The 13,683-nt window shown below is 71.1% G+C and carries 15 protein-coding genes; 8 read left to right on the top strand and 7 right to left on the bottom strand.

Annotated features, from left to right (window positions below; genetic code table 11):
• Positions 1-56: 56 nt before the first annotated feature.
• Positions 57-602: an SRPBCC family protein gene (locus ACFXOA_RS19445; RefSeq protein WP_385029578.1), complete on the bottom strand. Its 546-nt coding sequence runs from the start codon at positions 600-602 to the stop codon at positions 57-59.
• A gap of 269 nt (positions 603-871) precedes the next feature.
• On the opposite strand from ACFXOA_RS19445, the gene ACFXOA_RS19450 reads away from it, so the two are divergent.
• The 3 genes from ACFXOA_RS19450 (at position 872) to ACFXOA_RS19460 (ending at position 3,698) form a co-directional block, all read left to right on the top strand.
• Positions 872-1,423, top strand: coding sequence for a glycoside hydrolase family 25 protein (locus ACFXOA_RS19450; protein ID WP_385029763.1), 552 nt, complete (start codon positions 872-874; stop codon positions 1,421-1,423).
• A gap of 166 nt (positions 1,424-1,589) precedes the next feature.
• On the top strand, positions 1,590-3,320 hold the full coding sequence (gene ctaD / locus ACFXOA_RS19455; RefSeq protein ID WP_385029581.1) for a cytochrome c oxidase subunit I: 1,731 nt from the start codon (positions 1,590-1,592) through the stop codon (positions 3,318-3,320).
• A gap of 36 nt (positions 3,321-3,356) precedes the next feature.
• Positions 3,357-3,698 (top strand): hypothetical protein, encoded by a 342-nt coding sequence (locus ACFXOA_RS19460; protein WP_385029585.1) that lies wholly within the window; start codon positions 3,357-3,359, stop codon positions 3,696-3,698.
• On the opposite strand, the gene ACFXOA_RS19465 is transcribed toward ACFXOA_RS19460, so the two are convergent.
• The 3 genes from ACFXOA_RS19465 to ACFXOA_RS19475 form a co-directional block, all read right to left on the bottom strand.
• On the bottom strand, positions 3,688-5,469 hold the full coding sequence (locus tag ACFXOA_RS19465; protein WP_385029766.1) for an FUSC family protein: 1,782 nt from the start codon (positions 5,467-5,469) through the stop codon (positions 3,688-3,690). The two genes, ACFXOA_RS19460 and ACFXOA_RS19465, sit on opposite strands and share 11 nt — an antisense overlap.
• 223 nt (positions 5,470-5,692) lie before the next feature.
• Positions 5,693-7,276, bottom strand: a complete 1,584-nt coding sequence (locus ACFXOA_RS19470) for a sigma-70 family RNA polymerase sigma factor (protein WP_385029588.1) — start codon at positions 7,274-7,276, stop codon at positions 5,693-5,695.
• A 207-nt stretch (positions 7,277-7,483) separates the two neighbouring features.
• The gene (locus tag ACFXOA_RS19475; protein ID WP_385029591.1) at positions 7,484-7,678 is read right to left on the bottom strand and encodes an antitoxin; all 195 of its coding nucleotides are present in this window, start codon (positions 7,676-7,678) and stop codon (positions 7,484-7,486) included.
• Here ACFXOA_RS19475 and ACFXOA_RS19480 point away from each other — a divergent pair.
• Together ACFXOA_RS19480 and ACFXOA_RS19485 are read left to right on the top strand one after the other, a co-directional pair.
• Positions 7,677-7,934 carry a hypothetical protein gene (locus ACFXOA_RS19480; protein ID WP_385029594.1) on the top strand — a complete coding sequence of 86 codons (258 nt, stop codon included), beginning with the start codon at positions 7,677-7,679 and terminating at the stop codon, positions 7,932-7,934. The two genes, ACFXOA_RS19475 and ACFXOA_RS19480, sit on opposite strands and share 2 nt — an antisense overlap.
• 170 nt (positions 7,935-8,104) lie before the next feature.
• The gene (locus ACFXOA_RS19485; RefSeq protein WP_385029597.1) at positions 8,105-9,394 is read left to right on the top strand and encodes an FAD-binding protein; all 1,290 of its coding nucleotides are present in this window, start codon (positions 8,105-8,107) and stop codon (positions 9,392-9,394) included.
• Between the two features lie 24 nt (positions 9,395-9,418).
• Here the strand turns inward: ACFXOA_RS19485 and ACFXOA_RS19490 are convergent, their stop codons facing one another.
• From ACFXOA_RS19490 to ACFXOA_RS19500, 3 genes are all read right to left on the bottom strand, one after another.
• On the bottom strand, positions 9,419-10,411 hold the full coding sequence (locus tag ACFXOA_RS19490; protein WP_385029600.1) for an MASE1 domain-containing protein: 993 nt from the start codon (positions 10,409-10,411) through the stop codon (positions 9,419-9,421).
• 64 nt (positions 10,412-10,475) lie between these two features.
• The gene (locus ACFXOA_RS19495) at positions 10,476-11,309 is read right to left on the bottom strand and encodes a PP2C family protein-serine/threonine phosphatase (protein WP_385029603.1); all 834 of its coding nucleotides are present in this window, start codon (positions 11,307-11,309) and stop codon (positions 10,476-10,478) included.
• A 97-nt stretch (positions 11,310-11,406) separates the two neighbouring features.
• On the bottom strand, positions 11,407-11,880 hold the full coding sequence (locus ACFXOA_RS19500) for a MarR family winged helix-turn-helix transcriptional regulator (protein ID WP_385029606.1): 474 nt from the start codon (positions 11,878-11,880) through the stop codon (positions 11,407-11,409).
• 106 nt (positions 11,881-11,986) lie between these two features.
• Here ACFXOA_RS19500 and ACFXOA_RS19505 point away from each other — a divergent pair, with 106 nt between their 5' ends.
• The 3 genes from ACFXOA_RS19505 (at position 11,987) to ACFXOA_RS19515 (ending at position 13,623) form a co-directional block, all read left to right on the top strand.
• Positions 11,987-12,397 (top strand): organic hydroperoxide resistance protein, encoded by a 411-nt coding sequence (locus ACFXOA_RS19505; protein WP_385029609.1) that lies wholly within the window; start codon positions 11,987-11,989, stop codon positions 12,395-12,397.
• A gap of 246 nt (positions 12,398-12,643) precedes the next feature.
• Positions 12,644-12,805: a hypothetical protein gene (locus ACFXOA_RS19510; protein WP_385029611.1), complete on the top strand. Its 162-nt coding sequence runs from the start codon at positions 12,644-12,646 to the stop codon at positions 12,803-12,805.
• Between the two features lie 155 nt (positions 12,806-12,960).
• Positions 12,961-13,623, top strand: coding sequence for an SGNH/GDSL hydrolase family protein (locus ACFXOA_RS19515; protein ID WP_385029614.1), 663 nt, complete (start codon positions 12,961-12,963; stop codon positions 13,621-13,623).
• Positions 13,624-13,683 lie beyond the last annotated feature (60 nt).

A 13,683-nucleotide genomic window follows, 5' to 3' on the forward strand; every position in this document is an offset into this window, starting at 1 on the left:
TTTCGGCCGGCCTGGCCAGGGGGGCCCGTACACCGAGCTGTGGACTCGACGACGGTTCAGCCCTGGCGCGGATCACTCGCGCCCGGAGCCGAACCGCCCGGGCCGGTCTGCTCCAGCGCGGTCTTGAGCCGCTCGAGTGTCGTGCGGATGTTGGCGCGCTGGAACTCCGCGAAGGTGTGCCCTCTGGTCGCCACCCGGTCGAACGCGTTGGCGAGCACGTCGGGCCAGGCGCGGCGGTTGTCCGTCCAGGTCTCCGTGACCAGGGTGCAGCCGTCCACCGCCTCGAAGTGGTACTCCCACAGCGCGATCGCCCCTGGCAGCAGCGGGCGCCGGGCGCCGATGGCGTGCACGCGGAAGGCGAACCGTTCACCCGGGTCCGCCGCGGTGACCGTGCAACGGGTCGTCCAGCGGAAGGAGCCGCGCTTGTTCCTGCCCTCGAAGACCATGCCGACGTGAGCACTGCGGCGCTCTCCCAGCACGCGGGCCCCGAGGTTCTCGGGACTCCAGCGGCCCATGGCGGTGGGGTCGCTCACCTGGTCGTACACGGCCGAGGGCGCGGCCCTGATCAGGATGGTGTCCGACACGGACATGGTGCGTGGCATGAGAGATGCTCCTCGTCCTCGGATGCTCCGCACGCCGGAGGCGGCCGGAGCCGTGTGCGTGTGCGACTCGCGGCGGGCGTTCCGGGGACAGTGTCACCCACCGGGCCGTGGGCCCGGAAGCCGGACCCCGGGCAGGCCGTCGAGGGCCGCGATCGGCTGCCGAGGGCGACGAATCGGTTCAGCAGCCGCGCGGGGGATGAGCCGGCCCCGGGTGGGCAGCCATGGCAGAGACAAGCGGAACCACAATCCCCCACTTGGAGGTGGCGCCCGTGCTGCACGGTGTCGACGTCAGCGCCTTCCAGACGGAATTCGACACGGACGGACTGGATTTCGTGTTCGTCAAGGCGACCGAAGGCCGCTCCTACGTCAATCCGAAGCTCAGGAGCCAGGTGAAGCGCGTGCGGGACTCCGAATGCGTCCTCGGCTTCTACCACTTCCTCTGGCCCGGCCACCCGAAGGACCAGGCCGCGTACTTCCTCGAACACGCGAGCCCGAGGGAGGGTGACCTGCTCGCCGTCGACTGGGAGCAGACGGGCGAAGGGACGCGCGCCGGCAGCGCGGACAAGGACCGCTTCATCCGAGAGGTGAAGAGACTGAGCCCCCGCCACCGGGTCCTGCTCTACTGCAACCGCGCGTTCTGGACCGGCCACGACACGAGCGGCTACGCGGGTGACGGACTCTGGATCGCCGACTACGGCAAGCCGGCGGCGCCGCGGATCGAGGCGGCCTGGCGCATCCACCAGTACACGGACCACCCCCTCGACAAGAACGTCGCCGACTTCGCCACCCGGGAGGCGATGCGTTCCTGGGCGGCGAACTGAGCATCAGGCCCCACCGCGTCAACGAGCGGGCCGCGCCCTTCGGCCAGTGGAGTGTCCTTTGTCAACCACTGGTGCACTGCGTACGGAGATGACCTGCGGTGCCCCCGCGGGGAGTCCATCCTGGTCGCCGAGTCCGCAACCGGCCGTCGACCGAAGGAGTGCCGCAGTGACGACGAGGGGCCCCTCAGCACCGGTGGAAGCCGATGTCGCCTACCAGGACGAACTGCCTGTACGGCGTCGGCAGCCGGGGAACGTGGTCATCAGGTGGCTGACCACCACCGACCACAAGACGATCGGCACGCTCTACCTGAGCACCTCGTTCGCCTTCTTCCTCATCGGCGGCGTCCTGGCACTCGTCATGCGGGCCGAGCTGGCCCGCCCGGGCGGCCAGATCGTCTCGAACGAGCAGTTCAACCAGGCGTTCACGATGCACGGCACGATCATGCTGCTGATGTTCGCTACACCGCTGTTCGCCGGGTTCGCGAACTGGATCATGCCGCTGCAGATCGGCGCGCCCGACGTGGCGTTCCCGCGGCTGAACATGTTCGCGTACTGGCTGTACCTCTTCGGCTCCCTCATCGCGGTGGCCGGCTTCCTCACCCCGCAGGGCGCTGCCGACTTCGGCTGGTTCGCCTACTCCCCGCTCACCGACGCGGTCCGCTCACCGGGCGTCGGCGCCGACATGTGGATCATGGGTCTGGCCTTCTCCGGCTTCGGCACGATCCTCGGCTCGGTCAACTTCATCACCACGATCATCTGCATGCGCGCCCCCGGCATGACGATGTTCCGCATGCCGATCTTCACCTGGAACGTCCTGCTGACCGGTGTCCTGGTCCTGCTCGCCTTCCCGGTCCTCGCCGCCGCGCTCTTCGCGCTCGAGGTCGACCGGAAGTTCGGCGCCCTCGTGTTCGACCCCGCCAACGGAGGCTCGCTCCTGTGGCAGCACCTCTTCTGGTTCTTCGGCCATCCGGAGGTGTACATCATCGCGCTGCCGTTCTTCGGCATCGTCACGGAGATCTTCCCGGTCTTCAGCAGGAAGCCGATCTTCGGCTACATCGGCCTGGTCGCCGCGACGATCGCCATCGCAGGCCTCTCGGTGACGGTCTGGGCGCACCACATGTACGTCACGGGCGGCGTGCTTCTGCCGTTCTTCTCGTTCATGACCTTCCTCATCGCCGTTCCGACCGGTGTGAAGTTCTTCAACTGGATCGGCACGATGTGGAAGGGCTCCCTGTCCTTCGAGACGCCGATGCTCTGGTCCATCGGCTTCCTCGTCACCTTCCTGTTCGGCGGGCTCACCGGTGTGCTGCTCGCCTCGCCGCCGCTGGACTTCCACGTCTCCGACTCGTACTTCGTCGTCGCGCACTTCCACTACGTCGTCTTCGGCACGGTGGTCTTCGCGATGTTCGCCGGATTCCACTTCTGGTGGCCGAAGTTCACCGGCAAGATGCTGGACGAGCGGCTCGGCAAGATCACCTTCTGGACCCTGTTCTGCGGCTTCCACGGCACCTTCCTCGTGCAGCACTGGCTCGGCGCCGAGGGCATGGCCCGCAGGTACGCGGACTACCTCGCCGCGGACGGCTTCACCCTGCTGAACACGATCTCGACGATCTCCTCGTTCGTGCTCGGGCTCTCCATGCTCCCGTTCCTCTACAACGTCTGGAAGACCGCCAAGTACGGCAAGCAGATCACGGTCGACGACCCGTGGGGCTACGGCCGTTCGCTCGAATGGGCGACGTCGTGCCCGCCGCCGCGCCACAACTTCCTCACGCTTCCGCGGATCCGTTCCGAGTCACCCGCCTTCGACCTGCACTATCCCTCGATCCGCGCGCTCGAGGAAGCCGCCACCCGGCCGCACGAATCGGTGACCGTGGCGCCCGGCGACAAGCAGCTCTGACGCCCCGCGGACGGCTCGAGGGAAGAGGAGGACCGTGTGAAGCCGGACAAGGACAGCGCCCGGGGCCTGGCCCAGGTCGAGGGGTATCTGCTCTGGAACGCCGAGCTCGACAGCGCCCGGCGCCAGGCACGCCGCTTCACCGACGAACTGCCGTGGCTCACCACCGCTCAGCGGGACGACGTGGAGCGCGTCTACACGGCGGAGCGGATCGAGGCGGGACGCGAGACCCTCACCCGGATCGCCGGCCGGGCGCTGGAACTGCGCGACGAGTACACCGCACGCTACGACCGCCTGAGGGCCCGTTGCGTCGCCGCGTCGGTACTCTTCGCCTGCGCGGCGGCCGGTGCCTGCGCCGTACTGACTCTGCTCAGCCGCTGACCCCGACCCGGGGAGTCCCGGCGTACACCGCCGCACCCCGGGTCACGGTCTGGGCGCGCTCGAGTTCGGAGAGATGGGCGAGCAGCAGTTCCGCGTGCCGGCTGGGCAGTCCGGCCTCCGGCTGGGCGAGCTGGACCGCGCAGGCGGTGGTGGTGTCGATGAGCCGTTCCACCGCCCCGGCGACTCCCGCGGATCCTGCGGAGTGCCGGGCCACCCGGGGCAGTTCGGCGGCGGAGACGTCGATCGCCGTGCGCGCCGCCGCCAGCGAGCGGTAGGCGTCGCGGCGGAGGGCTCCGCGCCCGGCGTCGTCCTCCGGTGCGCGCAGTACGTGTCCCAGGTAGCGGTGGGCGGAGCCCACCGCCGTGTCCAGGGCGGCGCGCACGCCGTGCCCCCGCCGGCCGGGGAGCGGGAGGTGGCCCACGAGCAGCACCGTCGCGCAGGCGAGAAGTGATTCCACCACCCGCGCCCAGGCGGCCGACGGTTCACCACCGAGCGGCACGAGCGACAGTACGAGCACGGTGACCACCGAGGTCTGCACCGCGAAGTGGCGCGTGGCGACCGGAAGCAGGGCGCCGCAGAGAGCCACCACCGCAACCGGCGGGACCTGTCCGGACACCAGGAGCGCCAGGGCGCCGGACAACGCCGCCCCGCCCACGGTGCCCACCGCGCGGCAGACCACCCTGGAGGCCAGGGGACCCAGATCGGGCTTCACCAGGAACACCGTGGTGGCGGGCAGCCAGTACCAGTGCTCGTGGTGCAGCCACTGGGCCACGAACGTACTCGTCGCGCAGCACAGAGCCACCCGCAGACCGTACTCGAGCCCCGCCGCGCTCCAGGCCCGCGCGAAGAGGGCGGAGACCGAGCGCCTTCGCCGTACACCGGGGAGCGTGCCGTGAGGGCGGTCGAAGACCGTCGCCGCACGCAGCAGCGCGTCGTCCAGCGCCCTCAGTCCGGCATCCGTCCCGGCAGGGGCGGGCAGCGGCCCGCAGGCGGCGCCGTTCCGTACCGACGCGGCCAGCCTGCGGGGGCCCTCCGCGATTCGCGCGGACAGCGCGGTGCCCGCCCACGCCAGCGCCGTCGCCGCTTCGGCGAGCGGGAAGGCCGCGGCGTACTGGGCGTGCAGGCGTCGCTCGGCGGACGAACTCGCGTACCTCCTGAGCCGTGGTCCGGCCAGTGCGTCCTGCGCCTGGTCCAGCGCCGCACTCAGCGCCGTACGAGCGGTGCGGGCACGTGGACCACCGCTCGCGTCCAGCAGCCCTGCCACCGCGTCGTACACCGCCGCGACCGCGTCCCGTTCGCCGTCGAACCGGTACGGCACGCTCCCGAGGCGCCCGGGCGACGGCAGGAGCAGCCGCAGCAGGAGCAGCCAGGACGCTCCGGCCAGGAACAGCAGGGCGCGTGCGGGTCCGGGCTCGGGCAACGGCATGCCGGCGCCGATCACGATGGTGACCAGTACCTGGGTGCCGCAGGCCGACGCCACCGGTCCGGTGGAGCTGATCGCACCCGCCAGAAGCCCGAACAGCCCGAACGCGACCGGAAGGATCACGAGGGAACGTCCGTCGACGGCGGCGGCCACCGCACTGCCCACCAGCAGCCCGGTGGAGCCCGCGAGGGCGGGAAGACCGAGCCGGGGGACAGCCGCCCGACGGCTACCCGGCCGGTCGTTGATGCCGGCCAGCATCGCGCCCAGCGCCGCCGGGATGCCGGCCGTCGGCCGGTCCGCGAGGACCAGCACCAGCAGCGGCACGGATGCGAGCCCTCCGCGCATCACAGCGTTCCAGGGCACGGGACCGCGCTGGGCGCGCAGCACATGGGCGAGCCAGAGGGGGAGCCGACCGGGCAGAGGGGAAGTGGTCACCGTGCTCCTGTCCGAGGGGAGGCGTCGAATCGCGCGGGACGCCTTCGGCCGGGCTCGGACCCAGCGTAGACCGCTCAGATGGAGCGGGTGCTACCTGCCCGTTTCCGGCGTATGTCGCCGGCCGTGACCGCCCGCGTCACAGAGCGGCCGCGAAGTTCTGCGTCCATACGGGTCCACCCGACGAGTCGACGCGGCCGACCCCGATCTCCTTGAACGCGCAGTTGAGGATGTTCGCCCGGTGCCCCTCACTGTTCATCCACGCATCCATGACCGACGCGGCGGACTGCTGCCCCTTCGCGATGTTCTCGCCGTACGTGCTCCACCGGTAGCCCTCGGCGGTTATTCGGGCGCCGGGGTCCGTCCCCTCGGGGGAGGTGTGCGAGAAGTAGTCGCGGGCCGCCATGTCCTCGGAGTGCCGTGTCGCGGCCTTGTCCAGCAGGGTGTTGCCGCTGACCGGCTCACAACCCGACTTGGATCGCTCCGTGTTGACCAGCGCGATCACCTCCTCGGCCACGGACCGGGCGGCCGCGTCCGCGGGGGCGGAGGACGGAGGGGACGGCTTGGGCCTCGGCTTCGGCGTGTGCCGCGGAGCGGGGGAGGCACTCCGGCTCGCGGAGGCCGACGGGGACGCGGGACCCGAGCGCGTGGGCGCGGCCCTGGACACGGACGGAGTCGGGGAGGGAGGCGCCACCGACGCCGACGGCAGTGCGGTGACCGGGGACGACGGACCGGTGAGCGGCGTGAGCGCGGTCGCCGGGTCCTCGACCGTGTCGTCGGTGTAGAGGTGTACGGCCGCCCCGCCGCCCCCCAGGACCGCGACCGCGGCGAGCCCCGCGACGACCGTGGTGCGACGGCGACGCCTCGCACTGTCCCTGCGCCGCGCGGCACGTCCGGGACCCGGCACCGTGGTCGTGGACAGGAACTTCACGGGTGTGTCCTCAGGGCCGCCCGTTGCCGTGCGCGCGGCGACGGGAACCACCGCCAGCCCGGCCAGCAGGCCCTCGGGCGGCACCAGCCCCGAGCGGTGCCCCGCGCAGACGGTGCACTCGCGCGCGTGACGGGCCAGTCGCTTCCGCCAGAGAGCGGAGGGCACACCGCTCCAGCCGGCCGTCAGGTCCTCCAGCAGGACGCAGCGGGGCACCGCCGCCAGGGCCCGCACCACGACCCGTGCCGACTCCAGTCGCTCCTTCATCCGCTGGACACGGACCGCCGCGTGCTGGGGCGACAGGCCGAGCGCCTGCGCCACCTCCGCTCTCGACAGCTGACCCGCCGCCTCCAGCCACCACAGCGAGACCAGTTCCCGGTCCTCGGGGTCCAGCCACCGGGTGGCCTCGGCCGCCTCCCGGCGCTGCCCCGTGAGCCCGAGCCTGACGATCGTGAGCTCCACGAAGTCGGCCGCGGGGTCGACGACGTCGAACCGGTCGTCGACCGGCGCCGTCGGCAGCTCTCCCGTGCGGCGGCGCCGGTGCCCGCGGATCTCGTTCATGGTGATCGCCACGAACCAGGACCTGAAGCTCTTCGGGGAGCGGAGGGAGGGGAGCCCGCGCAGCATGCGCAGGACACTGTCCTGCACCACGTCGTCGACATCGGCGTGCCCGTTCAGCGCCCGCCCGACGATGTTGTAGACCAGGGGCAGGTACGACGCGACGAGGCGGTCCTGCGCCTCGGTGTCACCGTGCTGTGCCGCCTTGATCAACGCGGTCTCGCGTGCCTCGCCCATGCTGTGCTCACTCTTCCGGGGTCCTGTTCCGTCACTTCCCACACTCGGGAGACGCCGTGCGGCGGGGACGATAACAGGAATCCGGCCGTGTGCTCGATGCGCGCTCGGACATCCGTACGCGCCGTCGTGCCGGGCCCGGTGACGCAACCGCGCCGTCACCGGGCCCGGCACCCGCCCGGCGGCGGGCGGGGCGCGGTGGACCAGGGATCAGGAACGAGGCGGGTCGTCGGTGTCGCGGTCCGATCCCAGCTGCTGCTTGAGCTTGTCCTGACCGGTGTCGACGTGCTTGCCGTACTTGCCCTGTGTCCGGTCGTCGACCATGTCGCCCGCCTTGTCGACGCCCTTTCCGGCCTGGTCCTCGTGGCCCTTCAGCATCTTCTTGATCTTGTCCATCGCGGACATGGCGCCATCCTCCTCGTTCGGTTTCCCCCACCCGTCCAGCGTCACCGCACAAGGCGCGCTCCGCATCCGCGAGCGCGGGCCCGGCGTGACCGCCGGGCTTCTCGCGTGTGAAGGCCGCAGGGATGGGCAGATACCGGGTTACGAGGAGGAGGTGGTGGCCGTGGGCCGCATCCAGATCGTCCGCCGTCCGCAGCCCCCCACGGGGCGGCCCCCGCTGGATCTGCGCACGCCCTCGGGGCGGCCGCTGCCGTACTGACCCGGGGTGCGCCGCACCGACACCTACGGGCTGATCGAGCCGGGTGTGGCCTGGCGGTCCCAGTTGCGGCCCGCGAGGGGCTCCGGCCGCTCCTCGGCCCGCGGGGTCACGCTCGAGCGGTTCGGGACGCGATCCCTGAGCCGGCGGGCCGGAGCGTAAGCTCCGGAAACATGATCGACCATCGCGCGCACACCCCGTCCGCCCACCGGACGAACTGGGCCGGCAACGTCACCTTCCGCGCGGAGCGGCTGCACACCCCCACCACGATCGCCGAGCTGCGCGATCTCGTCTCCGCGGGCGGGGCCCTCAGGGCGCTGGGCACAGGACACTCCTTCAACACCGTCGCCGACACCTCCGGCACCCTCGTCTCCGTCGCAGGACTGCCACGGACCCTCGACGTGGACAGCCGGGCCGGAACGGCGACGGTGAGTGCGGGTCTCCGCTTCGCTGAGCTGACCGGCACCCTTCATCGCCACGGATTCGCCCTGCACAACCTGGGCTCGCTTCCCCACATCTCGGTCGCAGGGGCGTGCGCCACCGGGACCCACGGCTCGGGAGCGGGAAACCGTTCCCTGGCCGGAGCCGTCAGGGCCCTGGAACTCGTCACCGCCGACGGTGACCTCATGACCCTGGAAAGGGGCGAGGACGACTTCGAGGGCGCCGTGGTCTCTCTGGGCGCGCTGGGCGTGGTGACCCGGCTGACCCTCGATCTGGTGCCGGCGTTCGACATCCAGCAGAGCGTCTACGAGGGCCTCCCGCAGGAACGACTGCTCGGCCGGTTCGACGAGATCATGTCCGAGGCGTACAGCGTGAGCCTCTTCACCGGCTGGCACGGCGGACCGGTCGACCAGGTCTGGCTCAAGCGGAAGGTCACGGACGGCGGACCTCGCTCCGCTCCCGGCGAGTGGCAGGGAGCGACCCTCGCGGACGGCCCCAGGCACCCCGTCCCCGGCATGGCGACCGAGCACTGCACCGAGCAGCTGGGCGCCCCGGGCCCCTGGCACACGAGACTTCCCCACTTCCGTCCGGAATTCACGCCGAGCAACGGCGACGAACTCCAGTCCGAGTACTTCGTGGCCCGCGAGGACGCGGTGGCCGCCTACGAAGCGCTCGACCGCGTCCGGCAGGACATCGCGCCGTTGCTCCAGATCGGCGAGATCCGCAGCGTCGCAGGCGACGACCTGTGGCTCAGTCCGGCTCAGGGCAGGGATTCCGTGGCCTTCCACTTCACCTGGGTGCCCGACACCGATGCCGTCCTCCCCGCGGTCGGGGCCGTCGAGGAGGCCCTCGCCCCCTTCGGCGCGCGGCCGCACTGGGGCAAGGTGTTCACCACCCCGCCCGCGACGCTCCGGTCGCTGTACCCCCGCTACGCGGACTTCGAACGACTGGTCCTCCGGCTCGACCCCACGGGAGTGTTCCGCAACGACTTCCTGGCACGTCACTTCCCCGGTACCTCCTGACCGGGCACCGCCGCCCTTCCTCCCTCACCGGCTCTCCCCGTCCTTCGGCCCGTCGGATCCGGCCTCCCGCAACGGCCGCGGGGTGAGCTCCTCCACCAGCGCGGCGAGCTCCTCACAGGCGACCTCCGTCTCACGGCGGATGTTGTTGTGCTCGGTGACGATCGCGGCGAGGAGGAGTGCGGTCAACGCCACCGAGCCGTTGAGAATGCACAGGTTGAACATCACCTCGGGCACCGAGTGACCGGCGAACGGGCCCACCCCCTCGGTGCCCGCGACGATCGCCATGACGGAGACCAGGAGCGCGCACGGTGCACTCCCGGCCAGCTGGAAGCGGAGCGCGGCCCAGACGAGGACCGGGAAGACCAGGTAGATCATGGAGAGGGAACTCCGCGTCGCGATGGCCGAGGCCGCGACGGCCACCACCGAGAGGAGCAGGGCTTCGCCCCATCGGTCGTCCACCCGGGGCATGCGCGCCTTCCGCAGGACGAGCAGCAGCGGGGTGACCATGAGTACACCCATGGCGTCCCCGGCCCACCAGGCCGACCACACGGGCCAGAAGTCACCCCCGGACAGCGAACCGCTCAGCAACTGGACCCCCGCTCCCGCGGTGGCGCTGAGGGCCATACCGCCCAGGGCACCGAGGAAGACCAGGGCGACGCCGTCCCGCAGACGGTCCAGTTCGATCCGGAATCCGACCGCGCGCAGGGCCAGACACGAAGACAGCGGAGCCAGGGCGCTGCCCGCCGAGACCGCGAGCGCCCAGCCGCTGAAGTCGTCACTCATCGACAGGACGGTGCACACCGCGCCCAGGGCGATACCAGGCCAGATCCGGAGCCCGAGGTACAGCAGAGCGGCCAGCGCGATACCTGAGGGCGGCCACAGAGGGGTGATGACCGCGCCCTCGACCGTCACCTTCCTGAGCAGTCCGATCTGCCCGGAGCCGTAGTAGGCGGCGGCGATTCCCAGCGTCTGCAGAACGAGCACGGTTCGACGTCTGGTCTTCTCGCTGCGCATCACGCATCTCATGAGACACCGCTGACGTCGGCCTCCGGTCCCCTGACACGCGCGGGGCGCCGTCCGCTCACGGTGGACCGGGAACGCGGTTGCCATGACGCAGAACCAGCACCGCGGCGTCGTCCTCGTGCCCCGTGAGGGCCGCGGCCTTCAGCACCAGGTCCGCGAGATCCTCCGCGTCGGCGCCCGCATGGGCACTCACCAGGCGCCGGACCCGGTCGAGGCCGTCGTCGATGGACAGCGAGGGACCTTCGATGACTCCGTCGGTGAGCAGGACAAGCGCGCCTTCCACGTCAAGCGTCCGACGGGTGACGGGGTAGTCCTGCCCGAAGTCGATCCCCAGGGGCAGGCCGCCGGCGTCGTCGCTGATTCCCGAGCGGCCGTCGGTCGTCGCCCATACCGAGGCGACGTGTCCGGCGCGGGCTCCGAGCAGTTCCCTCGTGCGCGGGTCCAGCCGGAGGAACGAGCAGGTGGCGAAGAGGGCGGAGTCCATGGAGAGGATCACGTCGTTGGCGCGGCTCATCACCTCGCCCGGGTCGGAGGCGGAGGCGGCGATGGCGCGCATGGCGATCCTGATCTGCCCCATGAAGGCGGCCGCCTCGACGTCGTGCCCCTGGACGTCCCCGATGGCCAGGCCGAGCGAGCCGTCCGGCAGCACGAAACCGTCGTACCAGTCCCCGCCGATGTCCAGGCCGTCACGGGCCGGCGCGTAGCGGGCGGCGGTCTGCAGTCCCGGGAAGGCGGGCAGCGTGGCGGGCAGCATCTTGCGCTGAAGGGCCTGGGCCAGCTCGACGCGGGCTTGGTGCAGTTCCACCTCTTGCCGGGCGCGGGCGGTGAGGTGCTGCAGCGTGCTGAGCAGGTCCTCGGCGCTCGCGGATCGTGGAGTTCGCCGCCGGTTCATGGGCCGCTCCGCCTTGAGACAGTTCCTGCATCATATTTCGGCGGGTCGGCTCCTGCGAGCGCGGCGCCGGGACATGGCGGGGGAGGGCCCGCGGGTATCAGCCTGCCCGCCCCAGCGATGTGGTGAGGCGTCCCAGGACTTCCTGCAGGGTGAGGACCTCCTCGACCGTCATCCCCGTGGCCGCGAGGATCGCCCTGGGAACGGGCAGCGCACGCTCACGCAGCGACGCGCCCGCTTCCGTGAGGTGGACGGTGACCGACCGCTCGTCCTCGGGTGCCCGCTCCCGCCGGACGAGACCGGCGGACTCGAGCCGTTTGAGCAGCGGCGACAGCGTGCCGGAATCCAGGTGCAACCGTTCGCCGATGGATTTGACAGCCGAGGGGCCGTGCTCCCAGAGGACCATCATCGCCAGGTACTGGGGATAGGTGAGGCCGAGATCGCGGAGCGCTTCCCGGTAGACGCCGCCGAAGGCGCGCGAGGCGGCCTGCAGGGAGAAGCAGACCTGATGGTCCAGTTTGAGCAGCTCCGCGTCAGGCAGGCGGTCGAGGTCCGGGGGTGGTGACGACGTCATCGTCCAAGAATAGCCTCGAGCGATTCAGTTGTGCACAACTTAATTGTGTGCAACTCTTTTGCCGTGGCCGATGAGCGGTCACCTCCGTACGAGAGAAGGTCATCCCATGGAAGCCCTTTACACCGCAGCCGCCACCGCGAACGGCCGGGAAGGCAGGGCGGTGAGTTCGGACGGCCAGATCGATCTGGCACTGGCGATGCCGCCGGCGCTCGGTGGCAACGGTGAGGGGACCAACCCCGAGCAGCTCTTCGCCGCCGGATACGCGGCCTGCTTCGCCAGCGCCATGGGCGGGGTCGCCCGGGAGATGAAGGTCGACGCCAAGGATGTGGCGGTCACCGCGGAGGTCTCGATCGGCAAGGACGACACGGGCTTCGGCCTGGCGGTCGTCATGCGTGTCGAACTGCCCGAAGCGCTCGAGGGGGAGACCGGGCGGAAGCTGGTCGAGGCGACGCACGCGGCCTGCCCCTACTCGAAGGCGACGCGCGGCAACATCGAGGTCGAGCTCGTCGTCGAGTAGGCCGTGTGGCGGTTCGCTCGTGCGCCCCGCCATGCGAGGGCGGGGCGCACGGCCGGTAAGGAGGGTTCCGGCCATCCTGGCCGGCGGCCAGGGCCTCGGGCCCTCCTTCGGGTGCTGATCTCACCGCCGTGCCCCACCGCGGACCCTGCTCGCGGGGACCGGTCGCCGGGGCGTCGGGGCGAGCGCGTAAACTCGGCTCCCGTTTCCGCCGCTCGGCGGGTGCAACCGATCGATAGGCAGTTACACGTGAGTTTCGCAGAGGCGTCCGACGCACCCATCTACGCCGGTCTGGTGGAGGAGCAGGGGGATGTACCCGCCGAGGTGAGGCGGGTGGCCGAGGAGACCCTGCAGGAGGTCGAGGGCCTGCTCGACTTCAGTGCCATGCGCGTGCCCGCCGGCGCCCGGTAGGCCGCACTCCGGCGCGCGGACCGTACGCACCGCCGACGGAGGTCCGCGGCGTGGGGGACACCACACGTCCGCGGTGCCCGGTCCCGCGAATGCGGGGTATGCGGGGGCAGGATCACTTCCGGAGCCTTCCTGTCCCCGAGCGTACGGAGCGCCGCGTGACCGTCAGCCTGCACCCCTCGGCAACCGTCCTGTTCCAGGGCGACAGCATCACCGATGTCGGGCGGCTGGTCGAGCACGACTGTCCGCTGGGCCGAGGGTACGTCCGGATGGTGGCCGACCTGCTCCACTCCCAACGGCCGGACAGCGGCATCACGATCATCAACCGTGGAATCGGCGGCGACGGGATCTCGGATCTCCGGGCCCGATGGCGTCGGGACGCCGTCGATCTCGCGCCGGACGTCGTGTCGGTCCTCGTCGGAATCAACGACACCTGGCGCCGCTACGACTCCGGTGTCGTCACTCCGGCGGACGTCTACGAGAAGGAGTACCGGGCGCTTCTCGCGCAGCTTCGGGAGGGACGGGACACGCAGCTGGTCCTCGTCGAACCCTTCCTGGTGCCCGTCCGGGCCGAGCAGTGGGCATGGCGTGAGGACCTCGACCCGCGCATCCATGTGGTGCGACGGCTCGCCGAGGAGTTCGGGGCCGCGCTCCTGGCGGCCGACGGCCTCCTGAACCAGGCCGCGCGCGAGGCCGGCGGAGCCGAGTTCATCGCGGGGGACGGGGTCCACCCCACTCCTCTGGGACACACGATCCTGGCGGAGGCGTGGGCCGGGCTGGCCGGCCTTCGAAGCCCCGAGGTCCGGCGGACGGCGTCGTGAGGAGCGTCGCCGGGCAGCGGCACGGACAGTGCCCGGGCAGACCCACCCGATCGTCGGGCC

It is taken from the genome of Streptomyces sp. NPDC059166 (assembly GCF_042755185.1).
In the GTDB taxonomy this organism is placed as follows: domain Bacteria; phylum Actinomycetota; class Actinomycetes; order Streptomycetales; family Streptomycetaceae; genus Streptomyces.